Genomic DNA, 17,127 nt, shown 5'->3' with positions numbered 1-17,127 from the left:
TAAAAAACAAGAAATGAAATTCAAGACTTCATTTCTTGTTTTTTTATTTATAAATATCCACTAACAACCCTGTTATTTCATCTATGCTACTTGCTATATCTAAATTTTCTTTTTGATCATTCAATAAAGCTTGAGTTAATTCTTCTAACTTTTCATCTATAGTTTCAACGGTGATAAAGTATTGAGTTTGCCAAAAGCTAATATCCTTTTTAACTCCATACATAAAACTTAAAACAGATTCTAAGTATTCTTTTATCATTTTTTTATAGCGAATAACATCTACATAACTCTTAGTTGTTACTAATCTTTCTCCTTTTTTCTTTATATCTTCTAGCATTTTATCAAGCTGTTCTTGAGATCTTCTTTCTCTTGCAAAATTAAAACTTTGAGAAAAACTTTTTTTGCTACTAATAGCTTTAGTATCTTCTTTAGAACTTACATGGGTTCTATTGCCTATTCTCGATATCTCCAAAGAAATTTCCTCCCTTGTAAAAAAATCCTACAACTATTATTATATATTACTTTTTTATAAAAAAATAGCATGTATATTTATTTATTTAGATTATTTCCACAATGAGGGCATATATTCCAGTTTTCATCTACTACTTGCCCACAGTATTCACACTTTTTCTTTAAATCTTCACCACAATTAGGACAAATATTATAATCCTCTCTTACGTTACTGCCACATTTAGAACATCTTTTGTTATAAAACTTTGTATTATTAGAACTTCTTACTATTAGATAAATTATCAAACCTATAAAATTAGGAACAAACATTACAACTAATAGCCATAACCAAGGGTCCATTCCTCTCTTTTTAGCATCATAATAAACAAATCTTCCAATTAATATCCATACAACAAAAAGACCCCCAAACATTAGCAAACATATTATAGATGGAATTATAGAAGACATTGTACCATATAATGGAATATTACCCCAACCAAAATCAATAGATATACTAATTAAAAATAATACTAAAATCACTGCTAAAATAGCTAAAAACACATAGAAAAGTTTCTTAAAAGGACTTTCTCCTTCATAATCTTCTGTGTCATTTTTTCTCATAACCTTTAAAATTGCATATATTATCCCTCCTATTCCAGCTAGTATAGCTATAGGTACTATAATCATTGATGTCATAAACATCATCTTTACCACTCCTATTCAAATTTTTCTTGTAAATTATTAAAACACAATATACATAAAGCTATAATTCCATTACTTAAACTAAAAGATATATTACACCATAAAATAATATCTTTTAAACTCATTTTAGGTAAAATGCTTACAACCATAAATATTATAATAACAATATTTAATACAAATCCCAAAGGAATAAGATATCTTAAATGCCTATATTCTATATAGCTTTTGGCTTTTTCTACAATATCTTCTGGTGGTATCTTTACTTCTTCTTCTCCTATTTGATATAAAAGTTTCTCAATTTTATTTTCATCCATTTAACTCCACCTCCACATATTCCTTTAAAAGCTTTCTAGCTTTATTTAATCTAGATTTTATGGTGCCTTCAGGTATAGATATTATTTCTGATATTTCTTTATAACTAAGTCTTTCAAAATAATATAGTATTATAGGAATTCTGTACTCGTCTTTTAAATTATCTACTGCCTTTTTTAAAATTTTCTTTTCTTCATTTTTTATAGTCTCTTTTTCTGGCAAATTATTTTTTGAAGGAAAATTAATTATTTCTCTTTCCTTTTTTTCCTCATCAAAGTAATCTTTAATAATATTAAGCCATCTTTTAGATTTTCTATATTTATCCTTATAGGTATTTAAACATATTGTTCTTATCCATGGTTGAAATGTTTCATTCCATGTGTATTTATGTATATTTTTTATAACTTTAACCCAAGTATCTTGAAATAAATCATCACTTTCCATGGAGTTTTTACATAAATAAAAGGAAAATCTATATAGGAAATCTTTATATTCATCTATAATCATTTTTAAAGCTAAACTTTTGTCTTTTAAATATATTTCATATATATATTTTTCATCTAAGTATCCACTTTGTCGCTCCTCTCCCAATTTTTATCCCCCTTCCACTTATCTTATACGTTTCACTATGTCATAGGTTCATAAATTTGTAAAAATAAAATGTACCTAAAGTCTAAACTCTAGGTACATTTTATACTATTTAGATCTGGCTCTTATAAATATTTTAGCTATTTCATTTACAATTAAAGGTATTATAGAAAGTATTCCAACCAATAACCAGTCCTTTAGCAATAGATCATATACTTTAAATATATTGGCTAAGAAAGGTATTGTTATAACTATATCTTGTAATACTATACCAAAAATTATAGCTCCAATTAAATACTTATTAGTAAATATGCCCAATTGGAATATGGATTTTTTAGGGTGTCTTAAATTAAGTGAGTGAAATAATTGAGATACACTTAAAACTACAAAAGCCATAGTTTGAGCATGAGTCAATGCTTCTTTTGATACATCCTCAGGGATTAAAGGAAATAGTGTAGTGCTATTTGTATACACTTTAACTCCAACTATGAAAGCCGCCAGTGTTAAAAATCCTATTAACAATCCATTTAATATTAAAAATGTTCCTGTTCCTCCTGCAAAAAGACTAGCTTTTGGATCTCTTGGTTTTTCATCCATTACATCAGGATCTCCTGGGTCTATTCCTAAGGATAACGCTGGTAAAGTATCTGTTATAAGGTTAACCCATAAAAGATGAATTGGTCTTAATGGTGCTGGCCATCCTAAAAGTATAGCAAAGAATAGAGATATAATTTCCCCTATATTACAAGATAGTAAAAAGATTATAGATTTTTTAATGTTATTAAATATATTTCTTCCTTCTTTTACTGCTGAAACTATAGTAGAAAAATTATCGTCTGTAAGTATTACATCAGAAGCTCCCTTTGCTACATCTGTTCCTGTAATCCCCATAGCAACACCTACATCTGCTATTTTTAAAGAAGGTGCATCATTAACTCCATCTCCTGTCATAGATACTATATTTCCCTTTTCTTTAAAGGCTTTTACTATTCTAACCTTATGTTCTGGAGAAACTCTTGCAAAAACTCTTAAATTATCTATTCTTTGGCTTAACTCTTCATCAGACATTTTATCTAATTCTTTTCCAAATACAGCCTGAGATTTATCTTCTGCTATGGCTAATTCCTTTGCAATAGCTAAAGCTGTATCCTTATGGTCCCCTGTAATCATTACAGTTTTTATTCCTGATTTTTTACATTCCATTATAGAATCTTTAACTTCCTCTCTTGGAGGGTCTATCATTCCTACAAGTCCTATTAATGTTAAATTTCCTTCTAAATTATCTGAATTTATTTCATCTTGAGATATTTTTTTATATGCTCCGCCTAAAACCCTTAGAGCATCTTCTGACATATTATTAGCACCTTCCATGAACTCATTTTTTATATCCTCTGTAAGCTCTACAATCTCACCATTTCTATAAACATGAGTACATATATTAAATAAATTGTCTATAGCTCCCTTTGTCATAACATATATTTCATTATCATATTTATTGACTGTAGTCATTAATTTTCTATCAGAATCAAAAGGTAATTCATTTACTCTTTGGTGAACCTCCTCTAACTCTTCCTTTTTTATACCATATTTATATCCTGCTTCTAATAATGCTATTTCTGTTGGATCTCCTGTTTGTTTATCTTCTGAGTAAGTTGCATCATTACACAGTATTAAATTTTCCAATAAAAGTTTATGACCAGATTTTTCTATATCTAATGTAGATATATCTCCATAATATGTGTCTGCATAAAATTTAGTAACGGTCATTTTATTTTGAGTTAGGGTTCCTGTTTTATCTGAGCAAATTACATTAACAGCTCCTAAGGTTTCTACTGCTGGAAGCTTTCTTACTATGGCATTTTTCTTTATCATTTTTTGAACTCCCATAGCTAAAACTATAGTTACTATAGCTGGAAGTCCTTCTGGTATTGCTGCCACCGCTAAACTTATAGCTATTAAGAACATTTCAAACATATCTCTTTTTTGAAGTAAACCAACGCCAAACATTAAAGCACAAACAGCTAATGCACCTAATCCTAAAGTCTTTCCGAGTTCTTCTAATTTCTTTTGTAATGGGGTTAAATTTTTTTCTTCAGTATCTAACATTTTTGCTATTTTACCAATTTCAGTATCCATACCTGTAGCTACTGCTATAGCAACTCCTCTTCCATAGGTAGCTAAAGTGGACATAAAAGCCATATTCTTTTGATCTCCTAAGGCTGTATCCTCTCCACTTAAAACTAAGTTTGCATCCTTATCTACTGGAACAGATTCTCCTGTTAAAGCTGACTCCTCTACCTTTAATGAGGCGGTTTCTATAAGTCTTAAATCACAGGGAACATATCTTCCTGCATCTAAAATTATTATATCTCCAGGTACTACTTCCTCTGAAGGAATTTCTCTAAGTTCTCCTTCTCTTCTAACCATTGCCTTAGGTGTAGACATCTTTTTTAAAGCTTCTAATGCCTTTTCTGCCTTTGATTCCTGAACCACACCAATTACTGAATTCAGTATAATAACTAGGAAAATTATTATTGCATCACTAGTTTCACCTAAAAAACCTGAAATTAAAGCTGCTGCTAAAAGTATGTATATTAACATATCATTTAACTGTTCAAAAAGCATTTTAAATATAGATTTTTTACCTTTCCCTTTAAGCTCATTTGGACCATACTTTTCTCTAGATTCTTTTACTTGTTCATCTGTTAAGCCATTTTCAACATTAGAAGAATATTCTTTTAATGCATCTTCTGCACTTTTGTCAAACCACATAAATTTCACCTCATTTTATATTATTTGTTTAATATTGATAAATTATTTAAAAGTCTTTAAAATAATAAAAGACCTTTGTTCTACAATTCTTGCTGTAGAACAAAGGTCTTGCAATCTCTCTTTGGAGTAACTATCCGGGCTTTAATTGCCGTAATGACGAATAGTTAAATTAATTTGCTACTCCCCTTTATATAGTAAATTATAACATAGTGATTATTTCCTTACAATGGTGTTTTAAAAATATCCATAGAAAATTATTCCAAGCACTGCAGATATAATTATTACTATTATTGGATGTATTTTATCCCACAGTAATAAAGTTAATATTATAATGGCTATTATAATACTTTTTATATCATGATAAACACCTTTTGAAAGGGATAAAAAGGCAGATACTATAAGTCCTATTAAAGCTGGTCTCATGCCAAGTAATGCAGATTTCATTATTTTAGATTCTTTAAATTTAATCAAATAATGAGAAGCTATAAAAACCAGTATAAAAGATACAGTAACCACTCCTAAAGTTGCAGCTACACTTCCCCAAACTCCTGCTATTTTATATCCTACAAAGGTTGCAGAATTTATAGCTATAGGTCCTGGAGTCATTTGAGAAATACCTATTATATCACTAAATTCCTGAAAGCTAATCCATGATCTATTATTTACAATTTCTCTTTCTATTAAAGGAAGCATAGCATAGCCCCCTCCAAAACTAAAGGCTCCTATCTTTAAAAAAGACCAAAATAATAATACTAAGGTTTTCATTCTCATCACACCCTTTCCCTATAGTAAATAACTCCATAAATACCAGAAGCCAATATTACTATAACAGGATGTATATTAAAAAAGCTTATGAGTACTATAGTTATAATAATTAATATAGCATTTCTATAATTTTTCTTAATGGATTTAGATAAACTTACTACAGCTATTAAAACGAGTACTGGAACTGCCGCTGAAATGCCCTTAAATGCTAAATCTACATAATAATTATTTCTAAACTGCATAAAAAAAGAAGCTATAAATATAATTATAAAAAATGATGGAAGTACTGTACCTAAAAGTGCCATAATAGCTCCTACTGCTCCACCTATCCTATATCCTATAAAAATTGAAGTGTTTACAGCTAATGCTCCTGGAAAAGATTGAGCTATAACTAAAGTATCTAAAAATTCTTCTTTATCTATCCATTTCTTTTTGTCAACTACTTCTACTTCTATTAAAGGAACCATAGCATAGCCCCCTCCGAAAGTAAAGGCTCCTATTTTAAAAAAGCTCCAAAACATAGTTAATAATTTTTTCATATTTTCCTCCATAAATTTGTGTGAATTTGTTTCTATTATAATCTAGTATTACATTATAATAGCATTTTATCATATAAATTAAAATACATTTATTTACATATATTGAAGAATCACTGCATATTATTAATTAAAGTTTTAATATAAGGGGGAGTTTTATGTTTAAATCTAAGAGAAAAAAATGTATTACCTTTTTATTATTATTAGCTATGACATTAAATTTTTTAATGGTACCTAACTTTAATAAGGTATCAGCAAGCCCTAGTAAAGTTAAAAATGTTATCTTATTAGTTCCTGATGGCACTGGAATAACTCATACCACTCTAGCAAGATGGTATAAAGGTGGAGAACCTCTTGCTATGGATGAAATTGCCTGTGGTCTTATTCGAACCTATTCTTCCGATGCAGTTATTGCAGACTCAGCTCCAGCAGCTACTGCCATGGCAACAGGTTATAAATCACACACTGGATTTATTTCTGTTCTACCAGATGTAGCAAACATGCCTCTACTAAATCCCATAAAAAAAGGAGAGGAAAGACGTCCTGTGGCTTCTATATTAGAAGGTGCTAAATTAAATGGAATGGCAACAGGTATTGTAGCAACTTGTGAACTACCTCACGCAACCCCTGCAAGTTTTGCTTCCCACTATCCAAATAGAAAAGCATATGATACTTTAAGTGAGCAAATGGTATATAATGATTTGGATATTTTATTTGCAGGAGGTCATGATGTTTTAATTGCTGAAAAAAGAGCTGATAAAGAAGATATGCTCAAGATTTTACAAAGTAAAGGATATGATATTGTTAAAGATGCAGAAGAATTAAAAAATACTCAAGCTAAAAAGGTTTGGGGACTTTTTGCACCTATGGCTTTAGATTATGAGTTTGATAGATCTTATGAACAGCCAAGTCTTTCTGATATGACCCAAAAAGCTATTGATATTTTATCCAATGGTAAAAAAGATGGTTTTTTCTTAATGGTAGAAGGTAGTAAAATAGATTGGGCTTCTCATGCTAATGATCCAATAGGAGTTATTAGTGATGCTTTAGCCTTTGATAACGCAGTTTCAGTAGCATTAAATTTTGCAAAGAAAGATAAAGATACTGTAGTAATAGTTGCTCCTGACCACAGTAATGGTGGCATGACCATTGGTGATTCAACTTTAGATAAAACCTATGATAATCAACCTCTTTCAACTATAGTAGCACCTCTTAAAAGAGCAAAACTTACAGGAGAAGGCATAGGTAAAAAGCTAAATGCAGACAGAAGTAATATAAAAGAAATTATGTCAGCATATTACGGTATAGATGATTTAACAGCTAAAGAAGAACAAGCTATAAAAACTTGTGATATTAATAAAGTTATTGATACTGTAGGTCCTATGATAAGCAAAAGAGCCCATATAGGTTGGACTACAAAGGGCCATTCTGGTGAAGAAGTTGGACTATATGTTTATCATCCAAAGGGCATAAGACCTACAGGAGTTATTCAAAACACTGATGTTAACAAATATATGTGTGAAGTTTTAGATATAAATCTTCAACATGTTACAGATACACTATTCCTTCAAGCTGAAAAAAACTTTAAAGAAAAAGAGGCTACCCTTTCTGTAGATTCTAGTGATAAAGAAAACTTAGTCCTTATAGTAACTAAAGATGATAAAACAGTAAAGTTTCCACAAAATAAAAATATAGCTATTGTTGGAGATGAAACTATAGAATTGCCTGGAGTTACTGTTTATACCGGCACAAAAGAGAATATAGAAATAGCTAAATGGTATTTATCTGATAAAGCTGTAAATTTAATTAAATAAAATAAAGAACATAGTTTGTATGGAAAAATACTTCCATATAAACTATGTTTTTTATTACTTTAACTAATTACCTTTTTTCTTAAAAATACGCTAATAAATCTTACACCACAGGAAAATAGAGCAAATCCAAGTCCACTATAAAATGGTCCTATAAAGCTATCTGGTATTAAGTTTGAGGATCTCAACCATATTCCTCCTGTCATCATAATAATCATTACAACATAAGAAGGAAGGTCGAAAAATTACCAAAATGGAAGTCTATTATTTTTCTTAGATTTAATTCTATTAGTATGTTTTTCTACCAATCTTGAAAATATAAATATATAAAATACCAAAAAGGTAACTACAGCAAATAATAAATACCAAAATCCATGTAATATTAACTGCCTTAAAATTGGTAAACCTACCTTCATAACCATAGCCCCTGCCATTAACCAAAGTATTCCTGCTATTAACATTAAATAATTTTTTGGTATTAATAGTTTTTGTTTCGTTTTAATCACCTCTTTTTTATTTTCCTTTATTTTATTTAATAGCAAATTATTTTATTCTTTTTTTTGTAGTGTTGTCAATAGATGATTTTATGAAAAAATTATACATCTATATATTAAAATAATTTTTATATATAATAATTATATAATATAATTTTTAGGAGGGTGTTTTTTTGAAAATATATAATAAATTAGTGCGAGATAATATACCTGAAATAATAGAAAAAGACGGAAAAAAATTTGATATAAGATATGCTAATAAAGAAGAATTAATTTCTTTATTAGAAGCTAAACTTCAAGAAGAAGCAAAAGAATTTTCTCAGGATAAAAACCTAGAAGAATTAGCAGATTTAATGGAAGTTATATTTGGTCTTTGTAATGCTATAGGTTATTCTGAAGAGGAACTTTTCGCTAAAAGAAAAGCTAAAGCTGAAAAAAGAGGTGCCTTTAAAAAAGGTATAGTTTTAGAAAGAGTTTATGAAGATTAAAAAACATAGTTCAGATGGGAAAGTAATTCCATCTGAACTATGTTTATTTATTAAGCTCTTCTCTTTTTTCTAATCTTTTTTTATAAAATTCACTTGTTTTATAATCAATAACATCTTTAAAGTGACTAATAAAATATTTATTTTTTACATAGTCTTCTAACTCATCAGTTATTTCATAAGTTTCCCCTTTATCTATAAAAAACTCTTTAGCAGTGTTTATAAAAGCATTCCTAGGATTTTTAGCAACTTTTAAATATTCTTCTCTTCCCCACTCTTTATAATTCTTTCCATTCTTATCTCTAATTAAATCTACAGCATTTGAAGGTTTTTTATAAAATTCTTTAAAGCTTAAATATATTTCTTCTTCACTTACTTTTAATTTAAAATCTCCATTATTATAAAAAGCTAATAATAATGGCATTTTATATGTTTTTGTCATAGCAGTAGTTTCAATTTTAACTATGAAATCATGGGCTTTTGTTCCTATAAATCTATTTTCTTCTTCATCTAATTCTTCTAATTTATTTAAAAATCCTAAATAATCATTAAAAATATTTATTTTACTTTTAGTTCTTATATTATTATATATATTATCATCAATATACTTGTACATATCCAATCTAGTAGGTCTTCTTTTTAATTCATGTTTAATTCTATAATATTCTTCTATAACTAAATCTATTATTTTCTTTTGTTCTTCTCTCATCTTTTTAAATATATCTACAAGTCTAAAGTCAAAATCAATATGACAATCTTCTGGAAAATCTTCTTCTGTGGGAATTATAGTTTTTTTAGATTTTTCATCTATGTTTTTTATAACTCCTGTTAATAAAAATGGTATTAAATTTGCTTTCTTGTAGTTTCCTATAAAATCTAATACATTTACATATTTTTTATTCTTATGTTTTCTAAGTCCTCTACCTAATTGTTGTAAAAATATAGTAGAAGATTGTGTAGGTCTTAAAAACATTACCATATCAACTGAAGGCACATCTAACCCCTCATTAAACATGTCCACAGAAAATATAACTTTTATTTCTCCAGAATTAAACTTTTTTAATGCCTCTTTTCTTCCTATACAATATTCTAGTTTTTCCCCACTTAAAACAGCACAAGCTGGAATACCTTTTTCACTAAAATACTTTGCCATATAGTTTGCATGATTTCTGCTACTACAAAAACCTAAGGCTCTTTTACTATGATATTTATTATAATGTTTTAATATTAAATCTCCTCTTTTATTTATCATTAATGCTTCTTCTAACTCTTTATCATCATATTTACCATTTTTAAAACTTATATTATTATAATCTACATCATCATATATACCATAATATCTAAATGGCGTAAGCCAACCTTTATTTATAGCCTCTTTTAATCGCACTTCATACACAACATTATGATTACATATTTCAAATACATCTCTATTATCCATTCTTTCTGGTGTAGCTGTAAGTCCTAGTAAAAACTTAGGTTTAAAATAATCCAATATGTTTTGGTAATTATCTGCCACAGCATGATGAAATTCATCTATTATTATGTAATCAAATTCATCTTCTTTAAAATAATCATCACATAAATATTGTTTTTGTCCTAAAGTTTGAACTGTAGCAAATAATACATCCTTGTTCCTGTCTTTTCTATTTCCACTAAAAAATCCTGTGTTATTAGTTTTTCTCACAATTCTAAAAGATGTTTCTGCTTGATTTAATATTTCTTGTCTATGAGCTACAAATAAAACTTTATTGTATTTAGAAGAATCAAAGGCTGCTAAATAAGTTTTACCAATACCTGTAGCTGCTACTACAATCCCTCTATCAAAGCCTTCTTCTCTAAACTTTTTTAACTTATATAATGCTTCTATTTGGGCATCCTTTGGTTTTGGGTAGCTTATTATTTTTTCTTCTGTTTTTTCTTTATTCTCCATATCAAAAAATAATTTTGGTTTTCTCCAACTTTTAGAATATTTATCTAACTCGTTATCATCTACTATTATGGACTTATTATTAAATAAATCCTCAAATATATCCTTATAACATTGAAAATCCAGTTCATTATCTTCTTTTCTTATTCTGTAATTCCACTCTATTCCGCTGGTTAAAGCTGATTTAGATATATTAGATGAGCCAATGAATATATCTCCATCTTTATTATCATATTCAAATATATAGGCTTTAGGATGAAAAGACTTTCCTGAAATATTATAAAATCTTAAATCCACCCTATCTTTTAAAATATCCTTTAAAAGATATAGAGCTTGTGGTTGTGTTATATTTAGATAATTTCCTGTTAATATCCTAATTGGAACATTTCTATTTAAAACATCTTTTAAGTCTTTTTCTAAAAGTCTAACTCCTGATTCCATTAGAAATGCAACTATAATGTCTATTTTTTTAGCTTTTTTAAAAGCCTGTCTTAATTTATCTAAAAGATGATCCCTATCTCCCGTTATACAATTTGTAGAAAGCTGTATTTCTTTATTGACTAAATTTCCTTTAATAAATTCCTCTTTTGTAGATTTATTTTTAATGGTCATTTTATCAACCTTTCTTATAGTTAAATATTTAAAGACTTCTTACTAATAAGTATAACCCATTCAAGTTGATAATTAACAATTAAAATTAAAGTTCTTCCCACCCTAGGAGGAAGAACCTCATTAATTGTTCATTGTTACTTGTTCATTACTCAAAGGGTTGCATCCCCAATTTATTATACATTTCTCCATCTATGTAGTGACTAAAGCTTAGATTATTATCTGTCTTAAACTTGAGGATTATGGATTTCATTCCCTCTCCATAGATACCATCTAACTTTCCTGCATAATACCCTCTATATTTTAATACCCTTTGCACTTCTAAAACATCTGCACCTTTATCTCCAGGTTTTAGTGTTCTAAAATTATTCCATGAAAGATTATATGGTCCACCATAAATAACTACTATTGTACCTACATCTACATATTTATATAGTTCTTCTACATCTTTATTAAACATTCTAATACATCCTTTAGAATCTGGATTGTTTATACTTAGTGGTTTATTTGTTCCATGAATTCCATATTGACCCCAGGGAACATTTAGCCCCATCCACCTTGTTCCAAACCCGCTACCCCAATTGGCAGATTTTGAAGTTATTTTCCAAGTACCATATGGTGAAGGTGTTTCTGGTTTTCCTCCTGCTATAGGATACCTTCTTATAGGTTTATTACTACCTTTTTCTATTAAATACATTTTAAATTCACTAATATCAACTAATATATTATAGCCTTCCTTATTTTTTTGAATTGATTTCCTATTTAAATCACTAGCTTTTGCTACTTTAGGGCAGATTAATAATACTAAGAAAAGCAGTGTAGAAATAATTCTATTGTGCCTTTTCATTTTTTATTTCATCTCCACTTCAATATTATTTTTATAACTAAATATAAGCATATTCACCTATATATACAGTTTTCCTCCAATTCTCCTATCATAATCTGACCATGTATTTGGCTCAAGTCCTTCTTTTATTTGAGATATTTTATTCATTGTGGCATCTACGTAATCAGCATAGTGAACTATATAAGCTTCCTCTGTATTTGGTGCTTTAGGAGATCCATATTCTAATTTTCCATGATGCTGAACTACGCATCCCTTCATTCTTTCTTTAAATTCTTCACTATATAGCTCAGGATTTTCCCTAAAGGCCTCTTCTAACATAGTTATTCCCATTACAATATGTCCTTCCATTTCTCCCCTTAGAGTGTAAGAAAAAGGTCCTTCTACAAAATACTCTTTTATTTTTCCTATGTCATGAAGTTTAGCTGCAAGTATTGCTATTTCTTTATTTCTACAATTATATCTATAGGCTAAAATTTTTGCTATATACATTACGTTTAAAGTATGCTCTGCTAACCCTCCTATGTAATTGTGATGCTGTCTTGCTCCTCCTATACCCCTTTTAAATTTATGTAAAAACTCATTATTTCCAAAGAAATATTTATCTAAAGTTATTATTTCTTCACTTTTAAACTCTTCTTTTGATATATCTTCTATTTCTTTAAGTATATCTTCAATGGGTCTTTTTACAGAAGGAAGGTAATCTTCTATTTTAAATTCCTCTTTTTTTGAAAAAGATTCTACCTTCAATATGGTTTCAGAAATAGCTTCACATTCTATTACATCCCCTTTTTCAAGTTCATACTCTCCTTCTATAATAGATGCTTTAACTTCACCTGTATTATCTCCTATATATGCAATAGTTTTACCATTTTCATCTTTATATAATTTTTTCATTATCATAAAAGAGCTCTTAATTCTCTTTCCTTGCTCTATATCTTTAACAAACAAATTCTTCATAGCCTTATCTCCTTTTCCCTTGATTTCTTACTGTTATCTTACACATTTTATTATGTTCATGTTAAAAGGAATTTATCCAATGCATTCTCTTAAAAACTAAAAGAACACATATTGCTAAAATTTTTTAATAATATATGTTCTTCTGTATATTCTTCTATTTCATTTTAGGTTGGCTTACTCCTAGTGAAAGTATGAATTTAAAAGCTTCCTCAAAAGGCATTGATAAATATTCTACATCATTTTTATCTACTAAAACTAAAAATCCTGTAGTCGGATTAGGAACTGTAGGTATAAAAACAGATATTTTATTTTCTTTAATGGTTTTATCAGAAGTTACAAATCCTACACTTAAAGTTTCTGAATTAGGAAACTTTACTAACACCGTTTGTTTAAAAGAAACCTTATCTTTTTTTAGTATAGAATTACTAAGCCCCTTAATTGCAGAGTATATATGTTGTATTATAGGTATCTTTAAAAATATTATTTCTAATTTTTTTAAATAAGTTCTTCCAATAATAGATTTTGCTAAAAGCCCTGCTCCATATATTATTGCAAGTGTCATTATAAAGCCTAATCCTGGTAACCTTCTTCCTATTAACCTATATATTACCCCTCCATTTATTTTATCTATAAAATTAAAAATAAATCCTATTATGTATAAAGTTATAGCAGCAGGAAGTATTACAGAAATACCTGCTAAAAATGTACTTATATGTTTTTTCATATTTGAATTCATATTATCACTCCTTGTCTACTATAATTATAGCCTTTTCTACATTAATTTTAACAATTTTATTCTTAATTTATTATTAATTTTTCAAAAAAAGATAGATGTTTTTAAAACACCTATCTTTTCCTTATTTTTGTATAAGTTTAGTTCCTTCTTTTGTTTGTTCTATAAGTCCTTTTTTCATAAGACCACCTAGAGATCTTTTAAAATAATTTTTACTTTCCTTAAATACATTTTTTATGTCCTCTGGTGATGAATAGTCGTTTAGAGGCATAAATCCATTATTCTCTTTAAGATATTCTAATATATCTTCTTGTAATTTATCCCTCTGTTCTTTTCCTGTAATTCTTATAGTAAGACCTAAATTTCCATCTTCATAAATTCTTTTTACTTTAAATTTTAGTTTATCTCCTGGATTTACTTTTACATAGTATTCATTTTTTAGCATAACAGCTCTATATTTACCTTCTACTGCTACAGCTACACTATTATTATCATAAATATCATAAATTATTCCATCTACTTCATCTCCTATTTTGTAGCCTTCTGCCATTTCTAAATAGGATTCTATATCTGTAGTAGCCGCTATTCTTTCTGATTTGTCTATGTATATATAAAACAAATATTTTTTTCCTACAATTAGAGGATATTTTTTTTCTGCCATAGGTATAAGTATATCTTTAGGCACTCCTATATTTATAAAACTACCCATAGGTGTATTATCTACCACTTCTAAATAAGCTATGTCCCCAACCTCTGCTAATGGTTCTTTTATTGTTGCAATAGGTCTATTTTTAGAGTCTTTATATATAAAAACTTTAACTTTATCCCCTATCTTTAATTCTTTTCCTTCTACATCACTGTGAGGTAGTAATACATCATCACTGGTATTTCCTGTTTTCATGTCTAGGTAGTATCCTGGTGCACCATTTCTTACTATTGTAAACTCTTCATATTTTCCTAAATGTTCCAAATTATTCCCTCCGTATTTCTCATTTAATTTTATATTAATTATATCATAGTATACAAACATTCTTTTAACTATGGAACTATTATATAATATATTTATATATTATTAGGGGGTATTTAAAATGTTTATATTTCAAATAGTATTTATATTTATATTTGTGTATATTATTTTCAATATTGTAAAAGAATATTCAGAGAACTCAAAATGTCCAATTATTACAGTAAAAGCTAAGGTAATTGATAAAAATAAGAAAACTACAACTCATGTTCACAATAATAACGATATTATTACTCACCATCATAATACTACCTATTATGCAACTTTTAAAACGGAACATGATGAGGAAATTTCATTTTCTATTAGTAGGAGATTTTATAATGATCTTATAGAAGGTGATTATGGAAACTTAACTTATCAGGGAACTTGGTTTAAAGATTTTAAAAAAATGTCTTTTGATAAAGAATATAATGAGGAGAATTTTAAAGACTTTTCTTCTATTAAATACAAAGAATATTAATATAGTAAGGAGATTTTGGTATGAATAGATATGTTATAGTGTGTTTATTTAAAGATAATGTACTTAAATTTCATGAAAAACTTGTAAATGATGTATGTTATAAATTTAATGTTAAAAGACAAAAGCTTCCTGCTCATTTTACTATAAAAGCTCCTTTTGAAACGGATAATATAAAGGAAATTGAAAAAATTACAGAAGAATTTGTGAAAAATAATAATAAGCAAAATATACAAATTAATGGATTTGATAAGTTTAGAACTGATGTGGTTTTTATGAAAGTGATTCCTTCCAAAGAAGCTTTAAAAGTACATGACGAATTTATTAATGTTCTTAAACAAGTTTCCTGGCTAAGATGGAAACATCATGAAGGCAATAATAAAAATAAGGTGTTTCACTGCACCATAGTAAGTCGTATTAAAGAAGATAAATTCTATGATATTTGTGAATATGTAAATAAATATAATCCACAATTTGAAACTTACTTTGATAATATATGTATACTTAAATGGGGAAATAATAGATGGGAAGTTTATAAAGAGTATATTCTAAAATGACTTTTCAATAAATTATTTTCTTTAATAAAATAACCTGTATATACCCTATCTTTGTTCCAACTATTCCGCATGTATCATGTGTATCCTAGTAATTTAACTATAATTATAAATTGTAATCAAATTGTAATTCTTACCATACCATAATATCTTATAATAAATCCATTATATTATAGGAGTGATTACATATGAAAAAATCTATTAGCATTATTTTATCAATTTTATGCATTACTGCACTAGTTGGATGTGGCAATAAAAAGAGTGATGCACCTACTAGCTCCAAACCTGATAACTCTGTAGAACAAAAGCAAGATGTGAACAAAAGTACAGACTCTAACCTAAAACAGGAAAATACTGATACAAACAATAGTTCCACTAAAAAACAAGAAAATGCTGATAAAAACAATAATTCCACTAAAAAACAAGAAAATATCAACAAGAACAATAATTCAACCAAAACACCAAAAGACACTAATAAGAATAAAAAAGTTTCTCAAAATACAAATAGCACTAAAATTTCAAACAAAAATATTTTAACAAAAGACTTTAGCCAAGTAAGCAGTATGGAAATAATATATAATGATACTAGTAAAAAATATAGTATTGATAAAGATAAAGATTTTATTAAAAAAGTTTATGATAGTATATTAAATACAAAAACCACTTTGAATAAATATGCGCAAGAAAGTGATCCTATATTTACTATTAATTTAGTTTACAAATCTGGAGAGAAAAATATTATAAAATCAACAGAAACTGGTGAATTTATTTATAGGGTTTTAGATAATAAATCACAGTGGTCAGGCGGACGTAATAATAATTTATTTCAAATTATAAAAAATAATAAATAATAAAAAACCTATATAATTTCTACTAAACAACTAAAAATCTATATTTATTATATGGTAAAAAAGAGCTTTTTTAAAAGCTCTTTTTTAAATTTATTTAAACTAATCTTATCTTTTATAATCTGAAAAAAATCCATAACTTCTAAGCCTAATAATTTAATTTCACTTCCTTTAACTTCTTAAAAATTACATTGTCATTAAACGTAAAACTTCCCTATATTATTAAATATAAGTAGTTTTAATCCCCTACTTATTA

The 17,127-nt window shown here is 27.6% G+C and carries 19 protein-coding genes; 5 read left to right on the top strand and 14 right to left on the bottom strand.

Annotated features, from left to right (window positions below; translation table 11 throughout):
- Positions 1 to 43: 43 nt before the first annotated feature.
- The 7 genes from B5D21_RS10765 to B5D21_RS10735 form a co-directional block, all read right to left on the bottom strand.
- A complete protein-coding gene (locus B5D21_RS10765) occupies positions 44 to 472 on the bottom strand; it encodes a YaaR family protein (protein ID WP_011098938.1) in 429 nt (142 codons plus the stop codon).
- A gap of 77 nt (positions 473 to 549) precedes the next feature.
- Positions 550 to 1,155, bottom strand: a complete 606-nt coding sequence (locus tag B5D21_RS10760) for a zinc ribbon domain-containing protein (protein WP_035124443.1) — start codon at positions 1,153 to 1,155, stop codon at positions 550 to 552.
- A gap of 11 nt (positions 1,156 to 1,166) precedes the next feature.
- A complete protein-coding gene (locus tag B5D21_RS10755; RefSeq protein ID WP_023437502.1) occupies positions 1,167 to 1,466 on the bottom strand; it encodes a hypothetical protein in 300 nt (99 codons plus the stop codon).
- Positions 1,459 to 2,055, bottom strand: coding sequence for an RNA polymerase sigma factor (locus B5D21_RS10750; RefSeq protein ID WP_011098936.1), 597 nt, complete (start codon positions 2,053 to 2,055; stop codon positions 1,459 to 1,461). The genes B5D21_RS10755 and B5D21_RS10750 overlap by 8 nt, the downstream gene beginning before the upstream one ends.
- Before the next feature lie 105 nt (positions 2,056 to 2,160).
- Entirely contained in the window at positions 2,161 to 4,824 is a 2,664-nt protein-coding gene (locus B5D21_RS10745) for a cation-translocating P-type ATPase (RefSeq protein ID WP_035124442.1), read from the bottom strand.
- A 234-nt stretch (positions 4,825 to 5,058) separates the two neighbouring features.
- A complete protein-coding gene (locus tag B5D21_RS10740; protein ID WP_035110784.1) occupies positions 5,059 to 5,589 on the bottom strand; it encodes a chromate transporter in 531 nt (176 codons plus the stop codon).
- A gap of 5 nt (positions 5,590 to 5,594) precedes the next feature.
- Positions 5,595 to 6,128, bottom strand: a complete 534-nt coding sequence (locus tag B5D21_RS10735; protein WP_035110783.1) for a chromate transporter — start codon at positions 6,126 to 6,128, stop codon at positions 5,595 to 5,597.
- Positions 6,129 to 6,283: 155 nt separating this feature from the next.
- On the opposite strand from B5D21_RS10735, the gene B5D21_RS10730 reads away from it, so the two are divergent.
- Positions 6,284 to 7,939 carry an alkaline phosphatase gene (locus B5D21_RS10730; protein ID WP_011098932.1) on the top strand — a complete coding sequence of 552 codons (1,656 nt, stop codon included), beginning with the start codon at positions 6,284 to 6,286 and terminating at the stop codon, positions 7,937 to 7,939.
- A 59-nt stretch (positions 7,940 to 7,998) separates the two neighbouring features.
- Here the strand turns inward: B5D21_RS10730 and B5D21_RS14415 are convergent, their stop codons facing one another.
- Both B5D21_RS14415 and B5D21_RS14295 read right to left on the bottom strand, forming a co-directional pair.
- Positions 7,999 to 8,124 carry a hypothetical protein gene (locus B5D21_RS14415; protein WP_274542132.1) on the bottom strand — a complete coding sequence of 42 codons (126 nt, stop codon included), beginning with the start codon at positions 8,122 to 8,124 and terminating at the stop codon, positions 7,999 to 8,001.
- Positions 8,125 to 8,181: 57 nt separating this feature from the next.
- The gene (locus B5D21_RS14295; protein WP_242651244.1) at positions 8,182 to 8,442 is read right to left on the bottom strand and encodes a hypothetical protein; all 261 of its coding nucleotides are present in this window, start codon (positions 8,440 to 8,442) and stop codon (positions 8,182 to 8,184) included.
- Positions 8,443 to 8,603: 161 nt separating this feature from the next.
- Between B5D21_RS14295 and B5D21_RS10720 the strand changes: the two genes are divergently transcribed.
- The gene (locus B5D21_RS10720) at positions 8,604 to 8,918 is read left to right on the top strand and encodes a nucleoside triphosphate pyrophosphohydrolase (protein ID WP_011098931.1); all 315 of its coding nucleotides are present in this window, start codon (positions 8,604 to 8,606) and stop codon (positions 8,916 to 8,918) included.
- A 43-nt stretch (positions 8,919 to 8,961) separates the two neighbouring features.
- Here B5D21_RS10720 and B5D21_RS10715 read toward each other — a convergent pair whose 3' ends face one another.
- The 5 genes from B5D21_RS10715 to B5D21_RS10695 all read right to left on the bottom strand — a co-directional run bounded on the left by B5D21_RS10715 (position 8,962) and on the right by B5D21_RS10695 (position 14,958).
- The gene (locus tag B5D21_RS10715; protein WP_011098930.1) at positions 8,962 to 11,454 is read right to left on the bottom strand and encodes a DEAD/DEAH box helicase family protein; all 2,493 of its coding nucleotides are present in this window, start codon (positions 11,452 to 11,454) and stop codon (positions 8,962 to 8,964) included.
- 145 nt (positions 11,455 to 11,599) lie between these two features.
- Positions 11,600 to 12,298 (bottom strand): L,D-transpeptidase family protein, encoded by a 699-nt coding sequence (locus B5D21_RS10710; protein WP_011098929.1) that lies wholly within the window; start codon positions 12,296 to 12,298, stop codon positions 11,600 to 11,602.
- A 57-nt stretch (positions 12,299 to 12,355) separates the two neighbouring features.
- Positions 12,356 to 13,255, bottom strand: coding sequence for an HD domain-containing protein (locus B5D21_RS10705; protein WP_035110779.1), 900 nt, complete (start codon positions 13,253 to 13,255; stop codon positions 12,356 to 12,358).
- 154 nt (positions 13,256 to 13,409) lie between these two features.
- Positions 13,410 to 13,991, bottom strand: coding sequence for a DUF502 domain-containing protein (locus B5D21_RS10700; protein ID WP_011098927.1), 582 nt, complete (start codon positions 13,989 to 13,991; stop codon positions 13,410 to 13,412).
- A 121-nt stretch (positions 13,992 to 14,112) separates the two neighbouring features.
- Positions 14,113 to 14,958, bottom strand: a complete 846-nt coding sequence (locus B5D21_RS10695) for a CvfB family protein (RefSeq protein ID WP_035124440.1) — start codon at positions 14,956 to 14,958, stop codon at positions 14,113 to 14,115.
- A gap of 118 nt (positions 14,959 to 15,076) precedes the next feature.
- On the opposite strand from B5D21_RS10695, the gene B5D21_RS10690 reads away from it, so the two are divergent.
- From B5D21_RS10690 to B5D21_RS10680, 3 genes are all read left to right on the top strand, one after another.
- Positions 15,077 to 15,472 carry a DUF2500 domain-containing protein gene (locus B5D21_RS10690; RefSeq protein WP_011098925.1) on the top strand — a complete coding sequence of 132 codons (396 nt, stop codon included), beginning with the start codon at positions 15,077 to 15,079 and terminating at the stop codon, positions 15,470 to 15,472.
- A gap of 20 nt (positions 15,473 to 15,492) precedes the next feature.
- Positions 15,493 to 16,026, top strand: coding sequence for a 2'-5' RNA ligase family protein (locus B5D21_RS10685; protein WP_011098924.1), 534 nt, complete (start codon positions 15,493 to 15,495; stop codon positions 16,024 to 16,026).
- A 185-nt stretch (positions 16,027 to 16,211) separates the two neighbouring features.
- On the top strand, positions 16,212 to 16,874 hold the full coding sequence (locus tag B5D21_RS10680; protein WP_035110771.1) for a hypothetical protein: 663 nt from the start codon (positions 16,212 to 16,214) through the stop codon (positions 16,872 to 16,874).
- Positions 16,875 to 17,127 lie beyond the last annotated feature (253 nt).

It is taken from the genome of Clostridium tetani (assembly GCF_900167265.1).
Lineage (GTDB): Bacteria > Bacillota > Clostridia > Clostridiales > Clostridiaceae > Clostridium_G > Clostridium_G tetani.
Note: the sequence above shows the minus strand (reverse complement) of the source record. Positions and strands in the feature narration are given on the sequence as shown.

What these genes read in the sequence shown, in the direction of transcription:
- B5D21_RS10760 (WP_035124443.1), bottom strand. Translation starts at nt 1,155, where the DNA reads ATGATGTTTATGACATCAATGATTATAGTACCTATAGCTATACTAGCT.
- B5D21_RS10755 (WP_023437502.1), bottom strand. Translation starts at nt 1,466, where the DNA reads ATGGATGAAAATAAAATTGAGAAACTTTTATATCAAATAGGAGAAGAA.
- B5D21_RS10745 (WP_035124442.1), bottom strand. Translation starts at nt 4,824, where the DNA reads ATGTGGTTTGACAAAAGTGCAGAAGATGCATTAAAAGAATATTCTTCT.
- B5D21_RS10740 (WP_035110784.1), bottom strand. Translation starts at nt 5,589, where the DNA reads ATGAAAACCTTAGTATTATTATTTTGGTCTTTTTTAAAGATAGGAGCC.
- B5D21_RS10735 (WP_035110783.1), bottom strand. Translation starts at nt 6,128, where the DNA reads ATGAAAAAATTATTAACTATGTTTTGGAGCTTTTTTAAAATAGGAGCC.
- B5D21_RS10730 (WP_011098932.1), top strand. Translation starts at nt 6,284, where the DNA reads ATGTTTAAATCTAAGAGAAAAAAATGTATTACCTTTTTATTATTATTA.
- B5D21_RS10715 (WP_011098930.1), bottom strand. Translation starts at nt 11,454, where the DNA reads ATGACCATTAAAAATAAATCTACAAAAGAGGAATTTATTAAAGGAAAT.
- B5D21_RS10710 (WP_011098929.1), bottom strand. Translation starts at nt 12,298, where the DNA reads ATGAAAAGGCACAATAGAATTATTTCTACACTGCTTTTCTTAGTATTA.
- B5D21_RS10705 (WP_035110779.1), bottom strand. Translation starts at nt 13,255, where the DNA reads ATGAAGAATTTGTTTGTTAAAGATATAGAGCAAGGAAAGAGAATTAAG.
- B5D21_RS10700 (WP_011098927.1), bottom strand. Translation starts at nt 13,991, where the DNA reads ATGAATTCAAATATGAAAAAACATATAAGTACATTTTTAGCAGGTATT.
- B5D21_RS10690 (WP_011098925.1), top strand. Translation starts at nt 15,077, where the DNA reads ATGTTTATATTTCAAATAGTATTTATATTTATATTTGTGTATATTATT.
- B5D21_RS10685 (WP_011098924.1), top strand. Translation starts at nt 15,493, where the DNA reads ATGAATAGATATGTTATAGTGTGTTTATTTAAAGATAATGTACTTAAA.
- B5D21_RS10680 (WP_035110771.1), top strand. Translation starts at nt 16,212, where the DNA reads ATGAAAAAATCTATTAGCATTATTTTATCAATTTTATGCATTACTGCA.